Genomic DNA, 22,946 nt, shown 5'->3' with positions numbered 1-22,946 from the left:
AAATGAAAGCAATGGGTGGGCAAGACATGCAGGAAATCCTGCTTTTGATTCTTCAGGGCGAAAGCGACACGCTGGAATTCAAGAAAACCATCACGCACCCAGACCGCATTGCCCGCACCTTGGTTTCCTTCGCCAATACGCGGGGCGGTCAGATTTTGGTGGGCGTGCTGGACAACGGCCTTATCTGTGGCGTGGATCCCGAAGAAGAGAAATTCACCCTGGAGAAAGCAATCTCGTTTTACTGTGACCCGCCCGTGCTGGTGACCTATGACGAAATTGAAATGGAGGAAGGGACCATTCTGCGCGTGACCATTCCGGAAAGCACCCGGAAACCCCATCTGGCCAAAGTGAAAGACCAGGATTGGCGCGGCTACATTAGAGTGAAAGACGAAAGCGTGCAGACCAGCCGCCTGGTGGAGAAATCCTTACAACTGGAACCCGACCCTGAACCAGCGCAGGAGCCCGGCGATCATCACAAGAAAATGATTCTCCTGCTGCTGCAGAAACATAGAAAACTGACGGCAAAGCAACTCATGCATTACGCCAACCTATCCAGGCGGCGCACCAACCGGTTGCTGGTGGAACTGGTGCTTCAAGGCCAGGTGCGGCTCCATGACAAGGAAAAGGTGCCGTTTTTCACGCTCAGCTAAAATTTCACCGATCTAAATTTCCTGGGGCTTCCGTTTTTGGGCTCCGTTTTGGAAATGAGGCCAATTTTGGTGGTCATGGGAATGGAGTCATTGGTTCTACCCCGGTTGTAAAACTGCCACCCTTGCCACGTGCCGGTGCTGTCATAAAATTGCCAGTCGCCGTGCCAGTGGTATTTCACGAAGCCATTCTCTTCAAACAGATACGCGTTGCCGGTCCGGGCAATTTTGCCGTTGGCATGGTACAACACCGTTTTAATGCGCTTTTGCTTGGGCAGGTGTTTTTCTTCGCGGGTAAGGTTGGTTTGTAATCCGTAATGCCGCCACTTGCCCACCGGCACGCCCTTTTTGTACCTTCCCTTGTACATCAATTTGTCTGGGTGGCTGGAGTAATAATCGCGCCAGCGGCCTGTTCGGTTGTCGTTTCTGTCAAATTGATTCCATTGCCAGGGCCAGGCCAGCAGGCAAAGTGGTAAGGCAAAAAGCAAACTGAAGATAACGGCCTTTCTCATAAATGAAATTGGTGTAACCAAGACAAACGGACCTATAAGTTCCAAAGGGCCATGGTTGAAACCCGACGCAATACCTTGCAAAGAAATAAAACTCCGGGAAAATATTGGTGTGTTTATTCTTTTGCTTGCACAGAGGTTTGTCAAAATTTCGTCAAAAAATAGACATGGTGCTTTTCAAAAACTCCCATGGCATCAGCTTTCTGTCAATGGTTTTACGTAGGGTAACAAGAACTCTTTACCACCTTAACCCATCCCGCCGTGAAGAAACCTGCCACTCCCAGAAAGAAAGCCAACCCTTCTGAAAATGATCTCCAAAAAGTGAAGAAAGCCTTTGTGCTGGACACCTCGGTGATTCTGTATGACCACAGCGCGGTGGAGCATTTCGGGGAACATGATGTGGCCATTCCCATCACGGTGCTGGAGGAACTGGACAACTTCAAAAAAGGCAACGACATCAAAAACTTTGAGGCCCGCGAGTTCATCAGGTTCATTGACGATCTCTCCACGGAGCACATGCTGCAAACCTGGATTCCTCTCAAGGGCACCGGCAAAGGAAGGTTCAAGGTACTTATGAGCCATGCCACGCCGGTAGACGCCGAGCGCATTTTCAGCGACAACAAAGCCGACCACAAAATCCTGAACGCCACGCTGGCCCTGCAGCATGAGATGCCAGATTACAAAGTGATTCTGGTGACCAAAGACATTAACCTCCGGTTAAAAGCCAGGGCGCTTAACTTGTCGGCGGAGGACTATGAGACCGGCAAGATCCAGAACGTGACCAATCTTTACCGCGGCAATGATCTGGTGGAAGACATTCCGCAGGAAGTCATTTCTGCCTTGTATGACCACGGCTCATGCCCCGTGGAAGACGCCATGCCGCACCCGCCGCAAGACAACCATTACTTTATCCTGCGCAACCATAAAAGCTCTACCTTAGCCTATTACAACCCCCAAGACAAAACCTTGCAGCGCGTAGACAAGGTACAGGCCGTGGGCATAAAACCCCGCAATGCCGAGCAGACTTTCGCGCTGCACGCCATCATGCACCCAGACATTAAACTGGTTTCCATTCAAGGCGTGGCCGGAACCGGCAAAACGCTGCTGGCTTTAGCCGGGGCCCTGGAACAGCGCGAAACCTACAATCAGATTTACCTGGCGCGCCCCATTGTGCCGTTGAGTAACCGCGATTTGGGCTTCTTGCCCGGCGATGCCAATTCCAAGATTGGGCCCTACATGGAACCGCTTTGGGACAACCTCAAATTCATCCAGAACCAATACCCGGAGCACAGCCGCGAAGCCAACAAGATCAAGGAAATGGTGGAACAGGACCGGTTGGTGATTACGCCCTTGGCCTACATCAGGGGCCGAAGCCTTTCCAACATCATTTTCATTGTGGACGAAGCCCAGAACCTGACCCCGCACGAAATCAAAACCATTATCTCCCGCGCCGGCGAAAACACCAAAATCATCTTTACCGGTGACATTTACCAGATTGACACGCCCTACCTGGACAGCCAAAGCAACGGTCTCTCCTACCTTATTGACAAAGTAAAAAATCATCCGCTTTACGCGCACATTACCCTGCAGAAAGGCGAACGCTCAGAACTTGCCAACCTGGCAAATGACCTTTTGTAATTGCTGATTGCTGATTGGTCATTGTTGATTGTGGAGAAACACCAACTCCTGTTTTCGGGCTCAATTCTGGAAATGAGCCCGAAAACAGGAGTTGGTGTTTTTATTCTTGTTCGGAAAAAACAATCAACAATGACCAATCAACAATTCTAAAGCTTAGCCAGGTAGCGTTCTTTTAAGATGTTGAGGTGGTGTTGTTCATGGCCGGCAATAATGTAGACCAGCGCAGAGACAGTGATGGGGTGACCGTTGGCATTTCCCCGGCGGGCCGTGGCTTCAGGTGGTAATCCTTTTATCAAAGCCAAGGTGGCGTTTCTGATGGCTTGGTGTTCAGTTACCAGACTTTCCAGGGCGCGGTCCTCAAACCGCGCGTTGGTGACGTACAGATTCTCATCAAACCCCGGCAATGAGACCTGTTCCCCGCGGGCAATGCACAAGGCGCGGTAGGCCATAATGCGTTCAGTGTCATTCATGTGCCCAAGCAGCTGCTTGATAGACCATTTACCAGGTTCATACGCAAAATCAGCGGCAGACGCACTTACCCGGCCCAGGAGTTGCTGTAGTTTCTGAGGCTGTTCTGCCAGGTATTTGACTATGTCTTCCTGGCTGGAGACCAGGCTTATGTAGTTGTCAAAATAAGGGTTATAATCGCCGGGCGCAGGTAAAGTGTACATAAAAATCAGATTATAGAAAGTCAAAGATAGAAAATGTGAGGGAGCGGTGGTGTTAATAGTCGCGCTTGAGAAAACGCCAGAAACCACCGAAGCCCACCGTCACGTGGTGCATGTAGCCGTTCAGGCCCGAATAATGGCTGCTAAACTGGGGGCTAAGAAAAGCATACCGAAGGCGCACAAACAGGTAGCGCTCCTCTCCGCCTTCGCGCCATGTATAGGCAGACCCTTGGCCTAATTTTATATCGAGCGCGGTTCCTACAGCATACGTGGTGGTAAAACCAAATTCGGCTTTTCTATATTCTTGTTGCAGGTCATTGTCTTCTTCCTCGGGGCTAATTTTGGTGGCGGCAATTCCTATGAACGGCGTCAGTTTCAACCGTTTATTTTCAGCCACCACATAGCCCAGGTCAAACTCAGGCGTAAAAGCGGTCATTCTGGAACCAGTTGGCCAAACCCCATTTTCATACGGAAAATCTTTTCTGGTATTGCCAAAACCTATGAAGGCCCTGGTAGAAAAAGCCCACCGCCGCAAATAGGCTTCAAAGGAAATACCAATGGGCACCGTATTGCTGAAATTATGGCTTAAACCTTTCGTGAAAACGCCGAAGCCGCTGAAGATTTCATACGTGAACCCCAATTTAGCCGGCACATAGGCCTCCCTGATGTTGCTTCTGATAAACGGCTCAAACTGGCTTTGCGGATAATTGCTCAAAAACCGGTTGGCCATGGCATTCAAGGTGTCTCGTTCCGCTTCAGGATTCCGCTGCATCGTTTCAGCATTTTGCCTTTCGGCTAGAGAAAACTCCTGCCGCGCCAGCATAAACTCCAAATGCAGCAAAAGGTATTCTTTGTCAATGGTTCTGAGGTCGGCATTTTTGATATCCTGCACTATTTGCGCCTTAGAATCGCGCACGGCTGTTTCTAGTTTCTCCAGGAGCATATCTGGCATCGGGAATATTTTACCCCGGAACGAGGCCAAACCCACGCTATCTAAATGAAGCACGGCGGGCAGTACGTCAAGGTAATCTTTGGTCCAATACCCCAGGTACCAGCGCTCAATTGGGAGCAGGGCCACGTAGTTTTCATCTTCCACGTGCTCCAACAAATAGTTTTTCACCTGTCGAACCTTGGCGGCGTCGCCGGCCAGAAAACGGTCCAGAATCAACCGGCGGCCTTTGGAGATCAACTCAGCGGGTGACTCTGGGTAATTCAAGATTTCCTGCTGAATGGGGTTCACCTGCCCAACCGCAGACCCACCCACACAAAGCAGCACGCAACACAGCAGGATCTTAAGTTTCATAGTATTTTTCAATGGAAAATGGCGCTTGGTTCTGTAAAGAAATGAAAACGGCGCTGCAATAAAAATACATCCGTACCAAACCCTGGTAGAAGAGCCGGGCTAGTTGCCGAAAGCTTACATCTTGACAGGCGTTCTCCCCGTATAGAGAGCATCTTTTAGACTAACGCACACAAAACTATGAGCTCTTTAACTGAAAAAGGATTGAAAATATCAAAGAATGCCATCTTCAACGCCATGGTCTCCAAAGCCGCCGGTTTAATGGGCAAACCCGTGAAGATTGGCCTCCTGCTGACCACCGCTTATGAAAAACTCACCAGTGCCAACAGCAACGTGAGCGGCTTTGAGCAGATAAAAGAAGTTATGCTGCGGTTTATGCGCCTGGTGAAAGCCTACGTGAACGGCAATTACCGCCAAGTGGAGACCAAATCCATGCTCCTGGGCGTGGCGGTGCTACTGTATGTGGCCACCCCGCTGGACCTGATTCCAGACTTTATTCCCATCATTGGCTTCGCCGATGACTTGAGTTTGATGGCCTGGTTTATTTCTGCGTTCCAGGAGGAATTGCAGAAGTTCCAGGTGTGGGAAGAAGGCGCCGTAGCCGTTGGTCATTCCTAATACAGATTTAACTCTTTAAGGCAACGCTCCGTTTTCGGGCTCATTTCCAGAAATGAGCCCGAAAACGGAGCGTTTCATTTTTAGGCTTCCCTCCTCTTGCAGTAAAGCCTTCAGCTTTTAAGGCCATTTATCTGGCTACCTAGTATTCGTTAGGTTTTCGTAAATTTGGAATCAAACTCAACCAAACGTTCTATGTTCCATTATAAGAGATTACCCTTGGTGGCGGTGCTGATGCTCAGTTCTCTGCTGGGTTGGGCCCGCCCAGACGAAGGCATGTGGCTTCCCATGTTGCTCAAGCAGCTCAATGAAGCCGATATGCAGAAAAAAGGCATGCGCCTTTCTGCCGAGGACATTTACAGCATCAACAAATCAAGCTTGAAAGACGCCATTGTACAGTTTGGCGGCGGCTGCACCGGTGAAATTATTTCTAACCAAGGCCTGTTGCTTACCAACCACCACTGCGGCTACGGCCAGATTCAGTCACACAGCTCCGTGGAGAATGATTTGCTTACCAATGGTTTCTGGGCCATGGAGCGCTCTCAGGAAAAACCGAATCCCGGCCTCACCGCCACGTTTATTGTGCGCATGGAAGACGTGACCAAGCAAATCTTGGGCGATATTCCGGCCAATTTACCAGAGGCAGAGCGCGAACAACGCGTGCAGGCCAATATCAAGAAAGTGCAGGCGCAGACCACCGCCGGAACGCATTATGACGCCGTGATTCGTCCGTTTTTCTATGGCAACGAGTATTACATGTATGTGACGGAAACCTTCCGGGACATCAGGTTGGTGGGCGCCCCGCCCGAGAGCATCGGCAAATTTGGCGGCGACACGGATAACTGGATGTGGCCGCGCCATACCGGCGATTTCTCATTGTTCCGGATCTATGCCGGGCCAGACAACAAACCCGCCGCGTATTCGCCCAACAACAAACCGTACACGCCCAAGCACCACCTCCCAATTTCCCTGGCAGGCATCAAGGAAGGCGATTTCACCATGGTCTTCGGGTTCCCGGGCCGCACTACTGAGTATTTGCCCTCCCAGGCCGTACGCGAGATTGTGGAGATTTCTGACCCAGCCAAAGTGAAAATCAGAACCGTGAAACTGGGCATTTTAGACCAGGACATGAAAGCCGACCCTAAAGTGCGTATTCAATACGCTGCCAAATATGCCAGTGTGAGCAATTCCCATAAGAAATGGATTGGCGAGATGCGCGGCCTCAGAAAACTAGACGCCATTACCCGCAAACGCGAGCAGGAACAGAAATTCAATGCATGGGTTAACCAGGAAACCGGCCGGAAGAACACCTATGGCCAGGTGCTCCAGAAATTTGAGCAGAACTACGGCCAACTGGCCAACGGCATCACCTTGTCAAGAGATTATTTCATGGAAGCAGGCCTGGGCGTGGAGTTGGTTAATTTCGCGCAAGGCTACGTGACGCTGGCCGGCATGATTCAGCAAAAAGCAACTGACGCTGAAGTACAGGCCCAGGTTAAAAGACTGCGAGACGCCGCCCCCGGCTTTTTCAAGAACTACAACCTGCCCACCGACAAGAAAGTGTTTGCCGCATTGCTGCAACTTTACCAGCAAGATGTGCCGCCGGCCTTTCACCCAGAGGTATTCAAGGCAGTAGCCCAGAACCACAACAACAACTGGGCAGCCTACGCCGACAACGTGTATGCCACTACCAACCTTGCATCTCTGGAGAAAGTACAGCAATTGCTCAGCCAGAACCCAACCACCATGCTGGCCACCTTGGCCGCCGACCCAGCTATTCAGCTGACCAGCAGCCTGGTGAACAACTACCGCGAGAAAACGCTGCCCACCTACACCCGCCTCAATGATGAGAACACGCTCCTGAACCGCACCTATTTGCAGGGTTTGCGCGAGATGATGACCAACAAGAAATTTTACCCAGATGCCAACTCCACGCTTCGGGTTTCTTTTGGTCAGATTGACGGTTACAAACCCGCCGATGGCGCGTACTACGAACACTACACCACCCTGGAAGGAATCATGGAAAAGGAAGATCCGGCCGTGGCAGATTACAAAGTACCCGCCAAACTCAAGGAATTGTACCTGAAGAAAGACTATGGACCCTATGGGGTGAACGGCCAGATGCCGGTGGCGTTCATTGCGTCTAACCACACCACGGGCGGTAACTCGGGTTCCCCGGTCATCAACGCCGATGGGCACTTGATAGGCACCAACTTTGACCGCAACTGGGAAGGCACCATGTCTGACATAATGTATGACCCGGACCGCGTGCGCAACATCTCCATGGATGCCCGCTATTTCCTGTTCATTGTAGACAAATTCGCCGGGGCTGGGCATTTAGTGAAGGAAATGACCTTGGTAACGAAGGCACCGGTTAGAAATGCATCGCCGGCTAAAAAAACAGTTCCCGCTAAAAAAGCTCCGGCCAAAGTAAAAGTGAAATAGATTTTCTGTTTTAGCCCTCATTTGAAAAAAGCAGCCCGAAAACGCATCGGGCTGCTTTTTTGTTTAGGTTGGATAAAATTTTAAAAGTGTAACGGACTAGTATAAAAGATGGCGAGGCCATCGGTCGAGGCTGAGGTTTAAGTGTTATTGTAAAGTGCTATTCTTTTAACTTTTAATGGTTGACTTTGCAGACAGCAAAAGTTTTCCTGTCTGACAATAGATATAAGTAATAGGTTTTATCGTATTTGTTTTTAGTAATTAATGATTTAGACATATTCAAAATTTCTAGTTTATTTTGATATAAGTAGTCATTCAATTCAAGATTAAAGTAGAAGGTGCCTTCTTTAAACTTGTCACTTGTATAGATTGAATTTTCCAAGTTTTGAAAAGCCAGGGAGTCTATTGTATAAATGTTGTATTCATTACTAGGAAAAAGGAGCCCGCTTACTTTTCCTGATTGAATCGAGATCGGTTTGTAAACTCTATCCAATTCAGCCATTTCATTTACATCATCAAACAGTTCGGTTTCTGTTTGACAACTGAAAAATAGTAACGCGGCTGATAGTAAAAGAATTCGGGTCATTTTTAATGCTTTACAATTAAGCTATAAACTAATTGTCACTTCGTTACTCCTTCCCTTCCTCCTTTTTCCCACGCACCATCTTCTCCACCACATCCCACATCTCGTTTGGAATTTGGTCTAAATGGTTAAATTCGCCGCCGCCGTAAAGCCATTCGCCGCCGTCAATGGTGACTACTTCGCCGTTCACGTAGGCTGAGTAATCAGAAATAAGATAGGCCGCCAGGTTAGCAAGTTCCTGGTGCTCGCCGTAGCGTTTCAAGGGAATTCGTTTCAAGGGGTCCAACTTTTCGGCGAGGGCTTCAGGGAACAGGCGGCTCCAGGCACCCTCCGTAGGAAACGGACCTGGCGCAATAGCGTTGGACCGTATTCCGTACTTGGCCCACTCGGCGGCCAGGGAGCGGGTCATGGCAAGCACGCCGGCCTTGGCGGTGGCCGAGGGCACTACGTAACCGGAGCCGGTCCAGGCGTAGGTGGTGACAATGTTCAGGATGGTGCCGGGTTGCTTGTTCTCAATCCAATGTTTGCCCAGGGTGAGTGTGCAGTTGTAGCTGCCTTTCAAAACAATGTCCACAATCACGTCAAAGGCTTTGGGGCTCAGGCGCTCCGTGGGGCTGATGAAATTGCCGGCGGCGTTGTTTAGGAGACCGTGCACGGCACCGAATCTTTCCAGGGTGGCGGCCAGCATGGCTTCCACTTCCAGGGGCTTGCGCACATCACAGGCAAAAGGCAAAACTTGTCCGCCGGTTTCCTGCATCATTTCATGGGCAGCCTGTTCCAACACGGGCATTTTGCGGCTGGTGATGACCACATTGGCCCCCAGTTTCAAGAAATACACGCCCATGGACCTGCCCAGGCCCGTGCCGCCTCCGGTAATGATAATGGTTTTATCTTTCAAAGCGCCATCGCGCAGCATTGGTTCTGTATAGTTTGGCATAAGACGTAGGTTAACTGCTTAAATATAGGAGAACTACGCTGCATGTACTACTTGTTTTTACCAAGCTCTAGGTTTGGTGCAGTGAATGCATGGAAACCCGCTTTTTAAGGTAGCATTTTGTTCTGCGGAAAGTGGTCTCTCAATAACTTCTTGGCGGCAATGATGCCACTAAGGCAGACCCCGGGAATTCCCTGGCCGGGATACACCGTATCGCCGCAGAGGTAGGCTTTATTGTGATCCAGCCGGGCGTCTTTGAGTTGCCAGGGCTTTCGGTCTTTGAATTGCGGGTAGCCGCCCACCTGACCAAAAGCCCGGCTTGTCCAATCAATCCAGGCCCCGGGCGTGGCGGCTTGCACCCATTGAACTTGGTCAGTTGTAAAGAATCCCTGCGAGGCCAGAAATTCCACCACCCACCTCTCCAATTCCTTTTTAAGGGTAATCCAATTATTAGCTGGGTCTGGCACGTGCGTACTCACCGACGCGATGCCAAAACCCTCCGGTGCCCGAAGAAAATCCTGAGGATCTGAGAAACTAACGAAAATACTGGCGCTGCCCACATAAGGCACGCCGCCTGGCACGTGTATTTGGTGATGAAGCACCGTGGTCATGCCCGGAAGTCGTTGGAAGCAAATACCCCAGGTTAGCGCGCTATGCAGTTTTTCTGACGGCAGCAAGTGTTTTTCTAAGCGCTGTCTGGTTTTTAAGTCGTCAAAAAGTTGCGCCACATTGTTCAACGGAACGCCCAGCACTACAAATTCAGCTTCCAGGATACGTTTCTTGGTTTGTATTTCATAATGCCCATTTTGGGTGGGCCTAACATGGCAGACTTCTTCTTTGTAAAGCATTTCGCCCTGGTGATTTTCAAGGAAGGTGACCAAGGCTTCAGCGAGTTTTCTGAGGCCGCCGGGCAGGTAATAATTGCCATATTGCGTATAGCACAAGGCCGTAGCGCCAAAAAGTTGGTTTACTTGCGTGTGGTCATTTTGGGCGGTGATCAGCAACTGCTGGTCTATAAACGACACAAAGCGTTCATTTTCCAAAAGCCCGAAGTCCCGCAGCAAGTCCTGCACCGTAAAAAATGCCTTGGGCAACAAGCTTACTTGCGACAATTGAACGGACTTCGCTGCTTCCCAAAGATCAGCTAAAGAACTGAACGGGAAGGCCGTCTGCCGAAGCGAGGTTTCCCAGACTTTCTGGCTGAGATGAAAGCAGCTTTCCCAAAATCCACGCTGCCCCTTTTCCCCGAACACACGCTCCGCTTCTGAAATCCATTCTTCCAACTCCTGGTGCCGCGTGACCACTGTGCCATCTAGTAACCGGACCTGCATGGGCGTTTCCAGTTTCTTGACTGGTAGTTCAATACCCGTTTGGTCCAGCACATAGCGCAAAGGCATGTGTTCGTCTAAACCCACCAAGGTGGTCGCGCCGGTTTCAAACCAAAAGCCTTTCCGTTTGTAGGTAGAGGCACAGCCGCCCGGGTATTTGTTCTGCTCCAGCACCGTGACCTGCAAACCCGCCTTCGCCAGCAAAACGGCCGTGCTTAAAGCGCCCAGCCCCGACCCAACCAAGGCCACCTGAGTTTTCCTTCTTTCCATTGCCTACTCAAACCAAATCCTAAGGCTTTTGTTGCAGGCCAACCTTGCTGTCCCCACCTTTGCTGTATGAGAGTAAAAACAGTGAGTGTGCTGGGTTGCGGTTGGTTGGGGCTGCCATTGGCGGCGCATTTGGTGCGGCAAGGTTTTAAAGTAAAAGGCTCCACAACAACCCCCGAAAAATTGACGCTTTTGGAGGATCATGGCATTGAGCCGTTTTTGGCCTCATTTCCGGAAACGGAGCCAAAAACGCACCTGCCAGATTTCCTGACTACTGATGTCTTGGTGTTCAACATTCCGCCTAGTAAATCCAGCCGCACAGACTATCTCAACGTGTTAGAAAGCGTCTTACAAGCGCTGCCTGCCACGGTGCAGCAAGTTGTCTTTGTCTCATCCACCTCCGTTTACCCAAATTCTGATTCTGAAAAAGGATTAACCGAAGCAGATGCCGTTGCCTCCCCTGCTGCTGAGACTTTGATGCTTCAGTGCGAAGCCTTGGTTCAAACTTATTTCCCTGAGAACTATACTATTTTAAGGTTTGGCGGCTTGATGGGCGGTACCCGGCACCCGGGCAAATTTCTTGCGGGCAAAACGGGTGTGGGTCAACCCCAGGGCCCGGTGAACATGATTCATTTGGCAGACTGTGTGCAGATTTTAACGCAGGTGATTCTTCAAGGTAAAACGAGACTTACATTAAACGCCTGTGCGCCGCACCACCCCACCCGCGAAGAATTTTATATCGCCGCGGCAAAAAAACTAAATTTATCCCCGCCCAGCTTTGACCATACTTCACCAGTTCAATCAAAAGTCATCCATTCAGATTTACTGGTGAAGGAACTCGGCTACCAATTTATCTACCCAGACCCGGTGGGTTGCTTAGATGCACCCGACTTTTAGCGCACACCACCGTTTTTTGCGTATTTTTGCAGCTTAAACCAGACCAAATGCCAGAGCAGGTTGTGATTATTGGGGGCGGCGCGGCCGGATTTTTTGCCGCCATCACGTGCGCGGAAGCCAACCCTGCTGTAAAGGTGCTGCTGCTGGAGAAAACCGGAAAACTGCTTTCCAAAGTAAGGGTTTCTGGCGGCGGGCGCTGCAACGTGACGCATGCCTGTTTCCAACCTTCGGCTTTTTCCCAGAACTACCCCAGGGGCCAGAAAGTCCTTAAAAAGCTGTTGCCTCTCTTTGGCGCGCAAGACACCGTGGCCTGGTTTGAGAAGCGGGGCGTTGTCCTGAAAGCAGAGCCAGACGGCCGCATGTTCCCGCAATCCAATTCGTCTGAAACTATCATTGACTGTCTATTAGATTCTGCCAGAAAAGCGGGTGTGATCATTAGAACCAATGTGGGCGTGCAGGAAATTCAGCCAATTAACCAAGACGGTGAAGTTCATTTCCTACTAAAACTTTCCACCGGCGAAGAACTGAAGGCTTCAAAAGTATTGGTAGCCACCGGCGGGAGCCCAAAGGCAGAAAGTTACGGCTGGCTGCAAGCACTGGGCCATAGCATTGAACCGCCGTTGCCTTCGTTGTTTACGCTTAACGTGCCGGGCTCGCCGTTCAAAGACCTGCAGGGCGTGGCGGTTCCCAAGGCAAAAGTGAAACTCACCGGACAGAAATTAGAAACCGAAGGCCCGCTCCTCATCACCCATTGGGGTTTGAGCGGTCCGGCCGTACTGCGCTTCTCGGCCTGGGGCGCCAAATTAATGCACGGTCTTCATTACACGGGCACAGCCTTGGTGAATTGGGTGCCAGATTATTCTGAAGACCAGGTACGGCAACAAATCTTGCAGCATCGCCAGGCCTCGCCGCATAAGACCGTCTTAACGAATCCTTTGTTTCAGCTGCCTACGCGCCTGTGGCAACGGCTCTGTGTTTTAGCCGAAGTGGCAGACACGGCAAAATGGACCGAACTACCCGGAAAAGCCCAGAACAAACTGATAGAACTCCTGCTCAGAACACCGTTTGCCGTAAAAGGAAAGACCACCTTCAAAGAAGAATTTGTGACCTGCGGCGGTATTAAATTAGATGAGCTCCACCTGGAGCGGATGGAAAGCAAAGTGGTACCGGGCCTGTTCTTCGCCGGCGAAGTGGTGGACATTGACGGCATCACCGGTGGCTTCAACTTTCAGGCAGCCTGGACCGGCGGGTTTTTAGCTGGAAAAGCCATGGCTGGGCAATAATGTTTTTTAATCACTTCCAAGTCAGTTACCCCAACTAGCGTCTTCAGTTTAATATTTCCGTTTTCGGGCTCGTTTCCAGAATTGAGCCCGAAAACGGAAAATGCACGGTTCAAGAATATTTATAATTCAGTTAGGGAATACTGAAAGCATTACTTCTTATTTAGCACGTCATTTTATTGTAATTCAATTAGTTACCTCAAGAAAAGCATTCCTGTTTACGGGCTCAATTTTGGAAATGAAGCCGAAAACAGGAATCCTCGTTCTTCAGTCAATCAACAACTTTCAGCATTTAAAACAAGGGCAAAAAAAAATCGCGGTCTCTAATGGACCGCGATTTTTCAAAACAGATACTAAACCCTTTATTAACTTTTAAGCTCTGTCCCTCAGTTATACGGGGCACAAATCTCAAGGTTTGGCAAAGGGCGAAAATAATTTAAAAATCTCTTCTTTTTCTTTCTCTGAAGCCACCGCCGCCGCTGTTGCCGCCACGGTCACGGTCTCCCCCGCCGAAACGGCTTCCACCTCTGTCACCGCCGCCGCCGCCATAGCCGCCACGGTTTCCACCACGATCACGATCTCCACCGCCACCGCCGTAAGAACGACCGCCTCTGTCTCCGCCGCCGCCGTAGCCACCGCGGCTTCCGCCTCTGTCGCCACCACGGTCACGGTCTCCGCCGCCGCGGTTGTTGGTGAAAGGTCCGTCATAGAATTTTTTTCTAGGGCGGTCTTCCAGTTCCTGCAACTCACGACCGCCTTCTGCGGGGTCCATGGTTTTCTTCTCAGCTTTCTGGAATTTCACGGTCATGCCGTTGATCTCCGTTACACCTAATTTTTCCAGGATTTCAGCCGTGAACTCAGAAGGAACCTCTACGAAGCTAAACCGGTCATACAAATCAATATCGCCAACTTTACCCGGCTGAATGCTGGTATGGTCCGTAAGGATTTCTACCAAATCTTTGGGGTGCAGTCTGTCTTTCTTTCCAAGCGTGATGAACAAACGGTCAAACCCTTCTTTAGGTCCGCCTTTAGCTTCACCGGCTTCGGCGCTTTTCTCTTTGGCTTTGGTGTCTTTCATCACCATTTTGAGCAAAGCCGCGGCAATGTCCATGGTGGTGAGGTCTTGGTCCACCAAGCGCTCAATTTTCAAGATGTGCTTAGAAAGTCCGCCTTTGGCAATTACGTCTTTCACTTGGTCTAAGACCAAAGTGGTCCGCACTTCGGCCACGTCTTCAAACGTAGGCACGTTCTGGCGAACAATTTTTGCTTTTGTAAAACGCTCAATGTCACGCAGCTTGTACAAATCACGTCCAGCAACAAAAGAATAAGCTTTCCCTGATTTACCGGCGCGACCCGTACGCCCAATACGGTGCACGTAGTTTTCTTCGTCTTGTGGCAAGTCATAGTTGATTACGGCCTCCACGTTGTCCACGTCAATACCGCGGGCAGCAACGTCTGTGGCTACCAAGATTTCCAAGGTACCGGCTTTGAACTTGCCCATCACGTTGGAACGCTGGTTCTGGTTCAGGTCACCATGCAAGCCGTCTGCGAAATAGCCGCGGGCTTGCAGGTTGCTCACCAGTTCATCAACCATGCGCTTGGTGTTACAGAAGATAATCACCACTTTGTAGTTGTACATGTCAATCAGGCGAGTGGTCACTTCCATCTTGCCTGAGCTGCGTACTTCAAAGTAAATCTGCTCAATGTTGGTCACGGTCAGCTGCTGCTGGGTCACCTTCACAATCTCTGGGTTGGTCTGGTACTTGCGCGTGAGGTCCATGATGGGCTTGCTCATGGTCGCCGAGAAGAACACCGTCTGGCGATCTTCAGGCATCTTGGTCAAGACGTACTCAATGTCCTCTCTGAAACCCATGTCCAACATTTCGTCGGCCTCATCTAAGATGATGGTTTTGGTGGTTTCCAGCTTAAGGGTACCTCTTTCAATGTGGTCCATCACGCGGCCGGGCGTCCCGATCACGATCTGTACCCCTTGCTTGAGGGCGCGTAACTGACGGTCATAGGGCTGACCACCATAGATAGGCACTACGCTGATGCCTTTTTTGTATTTAACTAGTTTCTGAATTTCTTCTGCCACCTGTATGGCCAACTCACGGGTTGGGCACAAAATAAGGGCCTGTACCTCACGGTTGTTGGGGTCAATGCCTTCAATGGTAGGGATGGCGAAGGCGGCGGTTTTACCGGTACCGGTCTGGGCCTGGCCAATCACGTCGCGGCCTTGCAATAAGACCGGGATAGCGGCCGTCTGGATAGGAGAAGCCTCTTCGTAGCCTAAGTCCACGATAGCGCGCTGGATTTCTTCCGACAACGGAAGCTCCTGGAATTTGATTCTTTCCATCAATAATTATGTTTGATATATAAATGCAATACACCTGCCCTAGGGTATTCGTCATTTATCAAGAGTTCGTTGCGGGAACCCGCACAGGATTTGCTTGAGAAGTGCCTTATCGCCAAAAATTGAGACCAACGAAGTCTCGGCGTGTATTGTGGCACAAAGGTACGCAAAAGAATTTTGGCTTCCTAATGTAGGGGTTTCTTATGGATAGGCAATGGACCTCAAATCATTTTTTAACCTACGCGAAAGGCTGCTTTATATAAGGCTGAATTAGAAATGCTCAGTCTTTTTACTGTGAAAAATTGATTGTTGATTCTTATTTGCAAAGTGCACGCCATTTGCTTTCGTTCCAAAGTTCAGCTTGATGCTGAGTTCTACAAGACGGCCTTTTCCATAGCCGGGCTCCGAGCGCTCACGGCCGCGAGGCCCCGCCTTCCCCTCTCGCACTGCCCGTCTTGGCCATAGCTGTTCTCTTCTTTTAGCTTCTGCTATACAAGGCCAACCCGCGAGGCGCTCGATGGAAAGGCTGGAAAAGGTGCGCGCTTAGCAGGCAGTCTGCTTCTAGTGTTAGCGTTTTCGGGCTCTAGATTGGAAATGGAGGTGAAACTGAGCAATGCGTGGTAGAGACAAGGCACTGCCTTGTCTCTACGGTTGAGGACCCGACGAACGCTAGCTCAAAAGACCTCGTAGTGTGCGCAGCTCCTACGAGTATCTGCGCCAATTGCGTTTTTGGGCTCTGGACTGGAAATGGAGGCGAAATTAGAAATCGTTTGTAGATTGTAGAGACCAGGCACTGCCTTGTATCTACGGTTGAGGTTGCTACAAACACCTGCTCAAAAAACCTTTTAGTGTCTTGCTGAACTACGAGTAATTCTGTCAATTCCTGTTTTCAACCTCATTTCCAAAACAGAGCCCAGAAACGCTCTACCCCTTCTTGTCTTTGTTGTAATTCAGCAACTTCATCTGCACAGACACCATGAAATAGCGGGAAACGCGGCGCGAGCGGTTGTCTGTGATGGTGTTGCCGCTGGCCGAGCGGCTGATGCTGGTGTTCTGGTCCAGTAAATCATATCCGGAGATGGAGAACGAGGCCGACCGTTTTTTGAGGAAGCGGCCGGTGATGGAGGCATTGACCAGAAAAGGGTTGTTTCGGAAGTTTCGGGCGTAGCCCTGCTCAAAGTTTTTATTCAGGTTAGCCGACAGCGTGAGCGCGCGGTTCCAGAAAAAGGCCCGTCCGTCCAGCCCCAGCCGCCACGATGAAATCTTGGACCCAAAGCTACTGGACAGTTGGTACGAATCATTCTGGTATGCATAGTTCACGCGGGCCGACACCTCAGACCATTTGGCGGGCGTCATGCGCAAGTTCAAGCCTTGGCTCAGGCTCCAGTTGCGGCGCCAGTTTTCCTGGTTGTTGCTGTAGCTCACATTGTTGCTGTAATTGGCCCCGCCGTGCAGGTTAAGCTGGTATTTCTTGTCCTTCAAAGAGCGGCCGTAACTGTAACCCACGCCTAACTGGGTATCGCCGGACTGGTTCAGGTAATAGGTTTCCTGCCTGAGGCCCAAGCCTTCGTCTAGCAGCACGGTGTTCTGCACAATCTTGTTCTGCGTAAGACCCACTGACAGGTTGGTGGACCAAAAAGCCCCGTTCTCCTTTTGTGACTTCCGGAAAGACGCATTCAAGGTGTGTTGGATAGCGGGCCGCAAATTTGGGTTCCCGATGACAATGTACCTGGGATCAGACACGTCTGAGATAGGCTGCAACTGCTCCAGGCTGGGCTGCTGCGTGTTGGCCTGGTAGTTAAAGGTGGCCTGCGCGGTTTCTGAGACCGCATAATCTCCCCTAAAAGCCCCGCTGGCGTTGAAATTGCTTCTTCGGTTAGAGTAATCACGGGTACTTTGGGTGGCGCCTTCCAGCACCGTAGGGAACGCGTTCAACCCAATGCCGTAGCGCAACTTGCCTTTCTTGCTGTCAAAATTCAAACCCAACTGCTGCGAAATGGTGGTGGACACATAGCGGCTGCTCAACGAGTCAAGCACAAAGGCATTCTCGGTTTCTGGGATCTCCTGCGTGATTCTGTTCTGCCGCCCCCACGCGTAGCTGTACATGTAATTCAAGGACAAAGATGACTCCTCACTCAGGGGTTCCACATAAAAGATGGATGCATTAAAAGAGCGGTTAAGGGCAGTGTTGTCCAGCAGGCGGTTTTGCAAGGAATCTTTGACCTGGTCCTGGCCGAACAACTGCAATTGGGTTTTTAAGATCTGTTCATCTACGTTTTCCCCGGCAGAATACCCGGCCATGACCGTGGCGTTGCGGCCGCGCTTGGCAAACCGGTGGTTCCAGGTAAGGTTGGCGGCCAGGTTCGTGTTTTGCAGGTCACTTCGGCTTTGGGAAATGCCCTCTTCCAGTTTGCGCAGTTGCTGAAGGTCCAGTTCCTGGCCTTCGGTCAGTAAGGAATCGCGCTGCACCAGGTAATTGGTGTTGCTTTCTGAATGGCTTTTATTGAATGCGAGGTTAGAGGAAAACCGCAGGAAGTTCCGGTCATTAGGGTTGAATTCAAAGCCCACATCGGCCCCAAGCCCTTTGCTCCCGCTGCTGGACCGGGTGTTGTTGGACTGCACAATCACTTCCTGCTCATAAAAACTCTGGCGCACGCTCTCGCGGAGCAGGTTCAGGTCATTGCCGCTGTGGTTGATACCCCCTGACACTTTCAGTTTCTTGCCCCAGCGGTCATGGAAGTTGAGCCCCAGGCTGCGATTGCTGGAATTGGTGCCGCCCTCACCCCCGCTGTTCTGCAGGGAGCCCATGGCGTTCACCTGCCGGTCATTATGCATGTAGTTGGTGTTGAGCGAGCCGTTCAGCCTGCCAGTGCTGGCCATGCCCATTGACCCGTTGCTGTAAAAGAACTTGTTCCGCTCCGGGTCAACTTTCAGGTTCAGGATTTTTCTGGGGTTTCCGGTTTTTATACCGCTGAGCCGAGCCAGTTCGCCGTAATCATCCACCACCTGAATTTTCTGGATCAACTCGGCAGGTAGCATTTCAATAGCTGTCTTCAAATCAGCGCCCGAAAAGAGATTGCCATTGATGCGCAGCTCTCTGATGGGTAATCCTTCCATGGTGAGGTTGCCGTCCAGGTCCAAATCCAGGCCAGGTAGTTTCTTTATAACATCTTCTACAGTAGCGTGTTCGTCTTTCTCAAACTGCGCCACGTCATACTCCACGGTGTCTTGTTTCACCAAAACGGGCGGCGGGCTCCTGATTATTACTTCCTTCAGCACATGGCTTTTGCGTTTTAGTTTTATAGCCGGAAGTTGAAAGGGGTCAGTAGTGTCATCTACTATATAGGTGTACTTAAAAGCCTCAAACTCCAGCGTATGCACAGAAATTGTAAAGGAAACTGCCTTAACTTGCCGGAAGAAAAACTGGCCTTTGGCGTTGCTGAGGGTAGTAAGGGTGTCTTTCTCTGAGACCAGACTGACCGTGGCCGCCTCCACCGCCGCGCCAGTTGAATCTGTCAATTGCCCCTGCACCGGCCTGCCGCCTTGCGCCCAACCCTGAAGGCCAGCTAACCAAAGTAAGAAAAACAGGCAACAGGCTCTCAACATGGGGGAATTTTCAAAAAAGACAGGCGGCATGGAATGCTATTCTTCAACGCCATTAGGCTTGCTTTCTTGTAAATTTAAAAGATAATCTTCAGGAATCTAGGCCCCAGTATTTCGCTAAAATTCAAAGAAGAATAAACCCGAAAGGAAGGTTGTTATTTTCCGTTTTCGAGCTTGTTTCCAGAAATGAGCCCGAAAACGAGAGCCCGCTTCAAGTATACAAGGTTCGGTTGGGAGAATTCCGATGCTCATTCATTCCTTTTCCTTATTTTCGTAAAACTGGCCACCAACAAAAGATTTCGGGCCTCTGCGTCATTCTTAATTCCCAATTCCTAATTCAACAAAGTGCCTTCTACCTTTAAAATATATTCGTCCTCGGCGGGTTCGGGCAAAACCTACCAACTCACCAAAGAGTACCTGAAACTGGCGCTCCAGAGCGAAGACCCTTCCTATTACAAAAACATTCTGGCCATCACGTTCACCAATGACGCAGCGCAGGAAATGAAGACGCGTATCTTAGGCGCCTTGCGCGGCTTCAATGACCTGGGCTTGCCAGAGAAAGAAAAACGGAACAGCGATTTCCTTCTGCTTAACATAGTTCAGGAAATACAGACAGAGTATGAGCAGCCAACGTTAACAGAAGAAGTGTTAAGGCAACGGGCCGCCAAGGTGTTTGGCCACCTGCTGTTCCATTACTCAGAATTTGCCGTGAGTACCATTGACTCTTTTGTCAACAGGGTGGTGAGCGCCTTTACCACTGAGCTGAAACTGCCACACAACTTTGAAGTGGACATGGACGCCCGAACTTTGTTGAGCACGGCGGTGAGTTTGCTTTTCAACAAAGTGAACCTGGACGCGGAAAACAAACTCCTGGCCGAAACCCTGCAACAGTATGCCCTGGAGAAGGCCGAGGAAGGCAAAAGCTGGAACGTGCTCCCCGATGAATTAGCGGACTTCGCGCAGAACTTGCTGAACGAGCAGACCTATGAACATTTACTGGACATCGGCTTGCTTACCCTGCAAGATTTCAAGAAGATACGCGCTGAACTCTACACCCAGAAACAAGACATTGAAAAACAGCTCAAATCCCTTGGCCAACAGGGTTTTGCCCTCTTGGAGCAGCACGATATTCAGCCGGAGCTCATGGCGCAGGGCAAGGGCGGCTTGTACGCGTATTTTCTGGGCTGGAGCAAGGAAGTGGATTTCACCAAGCCTTACAAATACGCGCACAACATTATTGCCGAGGACAAATGGCACAGCAGCAAAGCCAAAGCCGCAGACCGAATTCCGTTGGAGCAGATCAAGCACCAGTTAGAAGCCCTTTATCACCAACTGGAAGAATTGAAACAGAAAGAGGCCCAAAACCACATTCTTATCACGGCCATGTTGCCTCACTTGTATAAGTTGAGCGTGTTGAGCGAGCTGGAACGCTGCATTCAGGAAATCAAGCTAGACAAAAACCTGGTGCACATCTCGGAATTCAACAAGCGCATCACCGAGATTGTCTTGCAGGAGCCCATTCCGTTCATCTATGAGCGCCTGGGCGAACGCTACCAACACATTTTGATTGACGAATTCCAGGATACCTCGGTGCTGCAATGGAACAACCTCTTGCCGTTAGTGGAGAACGCCTTGAGCGGCGGCGGTTTCAACATGGTGGTAGGCGATGCCAAGCAGGCCATTTACGGTTGGCGCGGCGGCGAGATGGAGCAGATTCTGCACCTGCACCGCAACCAAACAGAGAACCTGTACCAGAACTCGCGGTTTGAGGAAAACGTGGCCCCACGCTATGACACCTTGCGCTACACCATTTCGCCGGAGTATTTAAAAACCAACTATCGCAGCGCGCCCGAGATTATTGCGTTCAACAATGAGCTGTTCCGGTTCATTAGTGTGGCCAACCCGCAGTTCCCGCTGTTGCAGGCCATTTATGACGAGCATTTTCAACAGAAATCGCCGGAAGGCAAAGAGTCCGGTACCGCGCACCTCCAGATCATCTTCACTCATAAAGATGAAAGTCCGCGCCGGTATGATTTTGACACGTGCAGCAGAACAGAGGAAATCTACGAGGGTTACACCCAGGACGCGCTTCTCTCCTACCAGGAAAGCACGCTGCAATTGGTGTTACAAATGGTGCAGCAGGCCCAGGCCGATGGCTACGCACCCCGAGACATTGCCGTGTTGAGCCGCACCAACCGCAACAGCAAGCTGGTGGCCAACTTCCTGAAGCAGAAGAAATATGACATCATCTCGCAAGATTCCCTGTCCCTGCAATTCGCCGAGGTCATCAACCTGATTATCGCTTTTTTCCGGATCATGAACCAGCCGGCCAACAGTTTGGCGCGGTCGCAGGCCCTGTATTTGGTCTACAAAGTGGTGCACCAGCAAATCCCGGACAGTGACACCACCACCCGCATTGCCGCTTTGGCCACCGAACCCAGCGTGGAGCCGTTTTTTACCTTCCTGCAGCAACAAGGCTTTGATTTGGCGTACCGCGATGCCGGGAACCTGTCTATCTATGAACTCACCGAAAAACTGATCAGGGTGTTTAATCTGCTGGGCAAAAACAATGAATGCGAGTACCTGTTCCGGTTTCTTGATTTGGTGCTGGAATACACGCTCAAACACAGCAACAACCTCAACAACTTTCTGCAGTACTGGGATTTGCACAAAGAGAAACTCAGCATCAACACGCCCAAAGACCGCGACGCCATCACCATCACCAGCATCCATAAAAGCAAAGGGTTGGATTACCCCGTGGTGATTGTGCCTTTCTGTGACTGGACCCTGGAACCGCAGAACGCCGCCTTGCTTTGGGGCACGCTGCCCGGCACCGTGGCGCAGGACACCAAGCTCCGGACTGCCGTGGTGACCATGAGCAAGAAGCTGGAGGAAACCGGCCTGAAAGACCAATACACCCAGAAACTGGAGAAAACCTTCATTGAAAACCTGAACATGCTCTATGTGGCCCTCACCCGCCCTGTGGACCGGCTTTACCTGATTGCCAACGCGCAGGATTTCAACAACGCCCGCTACCAGAAAAATGTGAGTTACTGGCTGCACCGGTTCTTAGAAAGCAAGGAACTCTGGCAAAAAGACACCTTCTGTTACCAATTGGCCAAAGGCGCCGCGCAGGCCGTGAGCCACAAACCTCTTTCTGATGATGTGTATGTGCTGGACAAGTTCAGCTCCGCCGATTGGGCGCAGAACCTGAAGCTGAAGCAGCACGCCAACAACGTCTTTGATTTTGAGACCCAACAGGAACACCGCCGCTGGAACCGCAAGCTGCACTATGCGCTAGCCTTAATAACCTACGCCGAGGAAGCTCCTAAGGCGCTTCGGCAATTGGTGCGGCAGGGCATCATCTCCCAGCGCGAGTTGCCCGCCCTTACCCAAATGGTGAACCACGTATTAAATCACCCGCAAATGCAGCGCTACTTCAGCCGGGCCATGACCGTGGAAAACGAGCGCGAGGTCTTGGACGTACGCACCAGCCGCTATAAACCAGACCGAATTGTGTTCAGTGAAACCGGCGAAGTGACCTTGATTGACTACAAACTGCCGCCCGCCAAACCAGAATACACAGAGAACCTGAATTCCTATGCCACGCTGTTCCGCGAACTGGTTTTCAGTAAAATTACCTGCGTGGTCTATTATTTTGAAGAAGAGCGCGTGGACGAATGGGAATTTGTAGGCGAAGTGGTAGGATAGAATTTCCGTTTTTGGGCTCATTTCTGGAAACGAAGCCAAAAACGGAATTGCACACTTTCATTTAATAAAGTTCAGAAGTACCAACCTACTTCCATTCCACTTGTATTAATAATTCTATCTGCTTAAACCTGTTTTGGGGCTCATTTCCAGAAATGAGCCCCAAAACAGGTT

The 22,946-nt window shown here is 50.6% G+C and carries 14 protein-coding genes; 7 read left to right on the top strand and 7 right to left on the bottom strand.

All coding sequences use genetic code 11. The features are described 5' to 3' along the window. The first annotated feature begins 2 nt into the window (after nt 1-2). Complete coding sequence (locus tag IMY23_RS04015) at nt 3-650, top strand: helix-turn-helix domain-containing protein (protein ID WP_225986406.1); 648 nt, start codon at nt 3-5, stop codon at nt 648-650. On the opposite strand, the gene IMY23_RS04010 is transcribed toward IMY23_RS04015, so the two are convergent. Continuing rightward, nucleotides 647-1,159 carry a hypothetical protein gene (locus tag IMY23_RS04010; protein WP_192820852.1) on the bottom strand — a complete coding sequence of 171 codons (513 nt, stop codon included), beginning with the start codon at nt 1,157-1,159 and terminating at the stop codon, nt 647-649. The genes IMY23_RS04015 and IMY23_RS04010 overlap by 4 nt on opposite strands. A 258-nt stretch (nt 1,160-1,417) precedes the next feature. Between IMY23_RS04010 and IMY23_RS04005 the strand changes: the two genes are divergently transcribed. Next, nucleotides 1,418-2,794, top strand: coding sequence for a PhoH family protein (locus tag IMY23_RS04005; RefSeq protein WP_370589828.1), 1,377 nt, complete (start codon nt 1,418-1,420; stop codon nt 2,792-2,794). Between the two features lie 146 nt (nt 2,795-2,940). On the opposite strand, the gene IMY23_RS04000 is transcribed toward IMY23_RS04005, so the two are convergent. Next, the gene (locus tag IMY23_RS04000; RefSeq protein WP_192820851.1) at nt 2,941-3,465 is read right to left on the bottom strand and encodes a DinB family protein; all 525 of its coding nucleotides are present in this window, start codon (nt 3,463-3,465) and stop codon (nt 2,941-2,943) included. A gap of 52 nt (nt 3,466-3,517) precedes the next feature. Then, nucleotides 3,518-4,765 (bottom strand): hypothetical protein, encoded by a 1,248-nt coding sequence (locus IMY23_RS03995; RefSeq protein WP_192820850.1) that lies wholly within the window; start codon nt 4,763-4,765, stop codon nt 3,518-3,520. A 177-nt stretch (nt 4,766-4,942) separates the two neighbouring features. Here IMY23_RS03995 and IMY23_RS03990 point away from each other — a divergent pair, with 177 nt between their 5' ends. Together IMY23_RS03990 and IMY23_RS03985 are read left to right on the top strand one after the other, a co-directional pair. Further along, on the top strand, nt 4,943-5,380 hold the full coding sequence (locus IMY23_RS03990) for a YkvA family protein (RefSeq protein WP_192820849.1): 438 nt from the start codon (nt 4,943-4,945) through the stop codon (nt 5,378-5,380). Nucleotides 5,381-5,572: 192 nt separating this feature from the next. Continuing rightward, nucleotides 5,573-7,822: a S46 family peptidase gene (locus IMY23_RS03985; protein ID WP_192820848.1), complete on the top strand. Its 2,250-nt coding sequence runs from the start codon at nt 5,573-5,575 to the stop codon at nt 7,820-7,822. A 626-nt stretch (nt 7,823-8,448) separates the two neighbouring features. Here the strand turns inward: IMY23_RS03985 and IMY23_RS03980 are convergent. Both IMY23_RS03980 and IMY23_RS03975 read right to left on the bottom strand, forming a co-directional pair. Next, the gene (locus tag IMY23_RS03980; protein ID WP_192820847.1) at nt 8,449-9,339 is read right to left on the bottom strand and encodes an SDR family oxidoreductase; all 891 of its coding nucleotides are present in this window, start codon (nt 9,337-9,339) and stop codon (nt 8,449-8,451) included. 104 nt (nt 9,340-9,443) lie between these two features. Next, a complete protein-coding gene (locus IMY23_RS03975; RefSeq protein ID WP_192820846.1) occupies nt 9,444-10,934 on the bottom strand; it encodes an NAD(P)/FAD-dependent oxidoreductase in 1,491 nt (496 codons plus the stop codon). A 66-nt stretch (nt 10,935-11,000) separates the two neighbouring features. Between IMY23_RS03975 and IMY23_RS03970 the strand changes: the two genes are divergently transcribed. Beyond that, on the top strand, nt 11,001-11,828 hold the full coding sequence (locus IMY23_RS03970) for an SDR family oxidoreductase (RefSeq protein ID WP_192820845.1): 828 nt from the start codon (nt 11,001-11,003) through the stop codon (nt 11,826-11,828). 47 nt (nt 11,829-11,875) lie between these two features. Continuing rightward, nucleotides 11,876-13,111 (top strand): NAD(P)/FAD-dependent oxidoreductase, encoded by a 1,236-nt coding sequence (locus tag IMY23_RS03965; protein ID WP_192820844.1) that lies wholly within the window; start codon nt 11,876-11,878, stop codon nt 13,109-13,111. Between the two features lie 433 nt (nt 13,112-13,544). Here IMY23_RS03965 and IMY23_RS03960 read toward each other — a convergent pair whose 3' ends face one another. Beyond that, nucleotides 13,545-15,464, bottom strand: a complete 1,920-nt coding sequence (locus IMY23_RS03960; RefSeq protein WP_192820843.1) for a DEAD/DEAH box helicase — start codon at nt 15,462-15,464, stop codon at nt 13,545-13,547. 921 nt (nt 15,465-16,385) lie between these two features. After that, nucleotides 16,386-19,067 carry a TonB-dependent receptor gene (locus IMY23_RS03955; RefSeq protein ID WP_192820842.1) on the bottom strand — a complete coding sequence of 894 codons (2,682 nt, stop codon included), beginning with the start codon at nt 19,065-19,067 and terminating at the stop codon, nt 16,386-16,388. 342 nt (nt 19,068-19,409) lie between these two features. Here IMY23_RS03955 and IMY23_RS20270 point away from each other — a divergent pair, with 342 nt between their 5' ends. Continuing rightward, on the top strand, nt 19,410-22,775 hold the full coding sequence (locus IMY23_RS20270; RefSeq protein ID WP_192820841.1) for a UvrD-helicase domain-containing protein: 3,366 nt from the start codon (nt 19,410-19,412) through the stop codon (nt 22,773-22,775). Nucleotides 22,776-22,946 lie beyond the last annotated feature (171 nt).

The organism is Rufibacter sp. LB8, from assembly GCF_014876185.1.
In the GTDB taxonomy this organism is placed as follows: domain Bacteria; phylum Bacteroidota; class Bacteroidia; order Cytophagales; family Hymenobacteraceae; genus Nibribacter.
The sequence above is the reverse complement of the archived record's forward strand: the minus strand, read 5'-3'. Positions and strand labels throughout refer to the sequence as shown.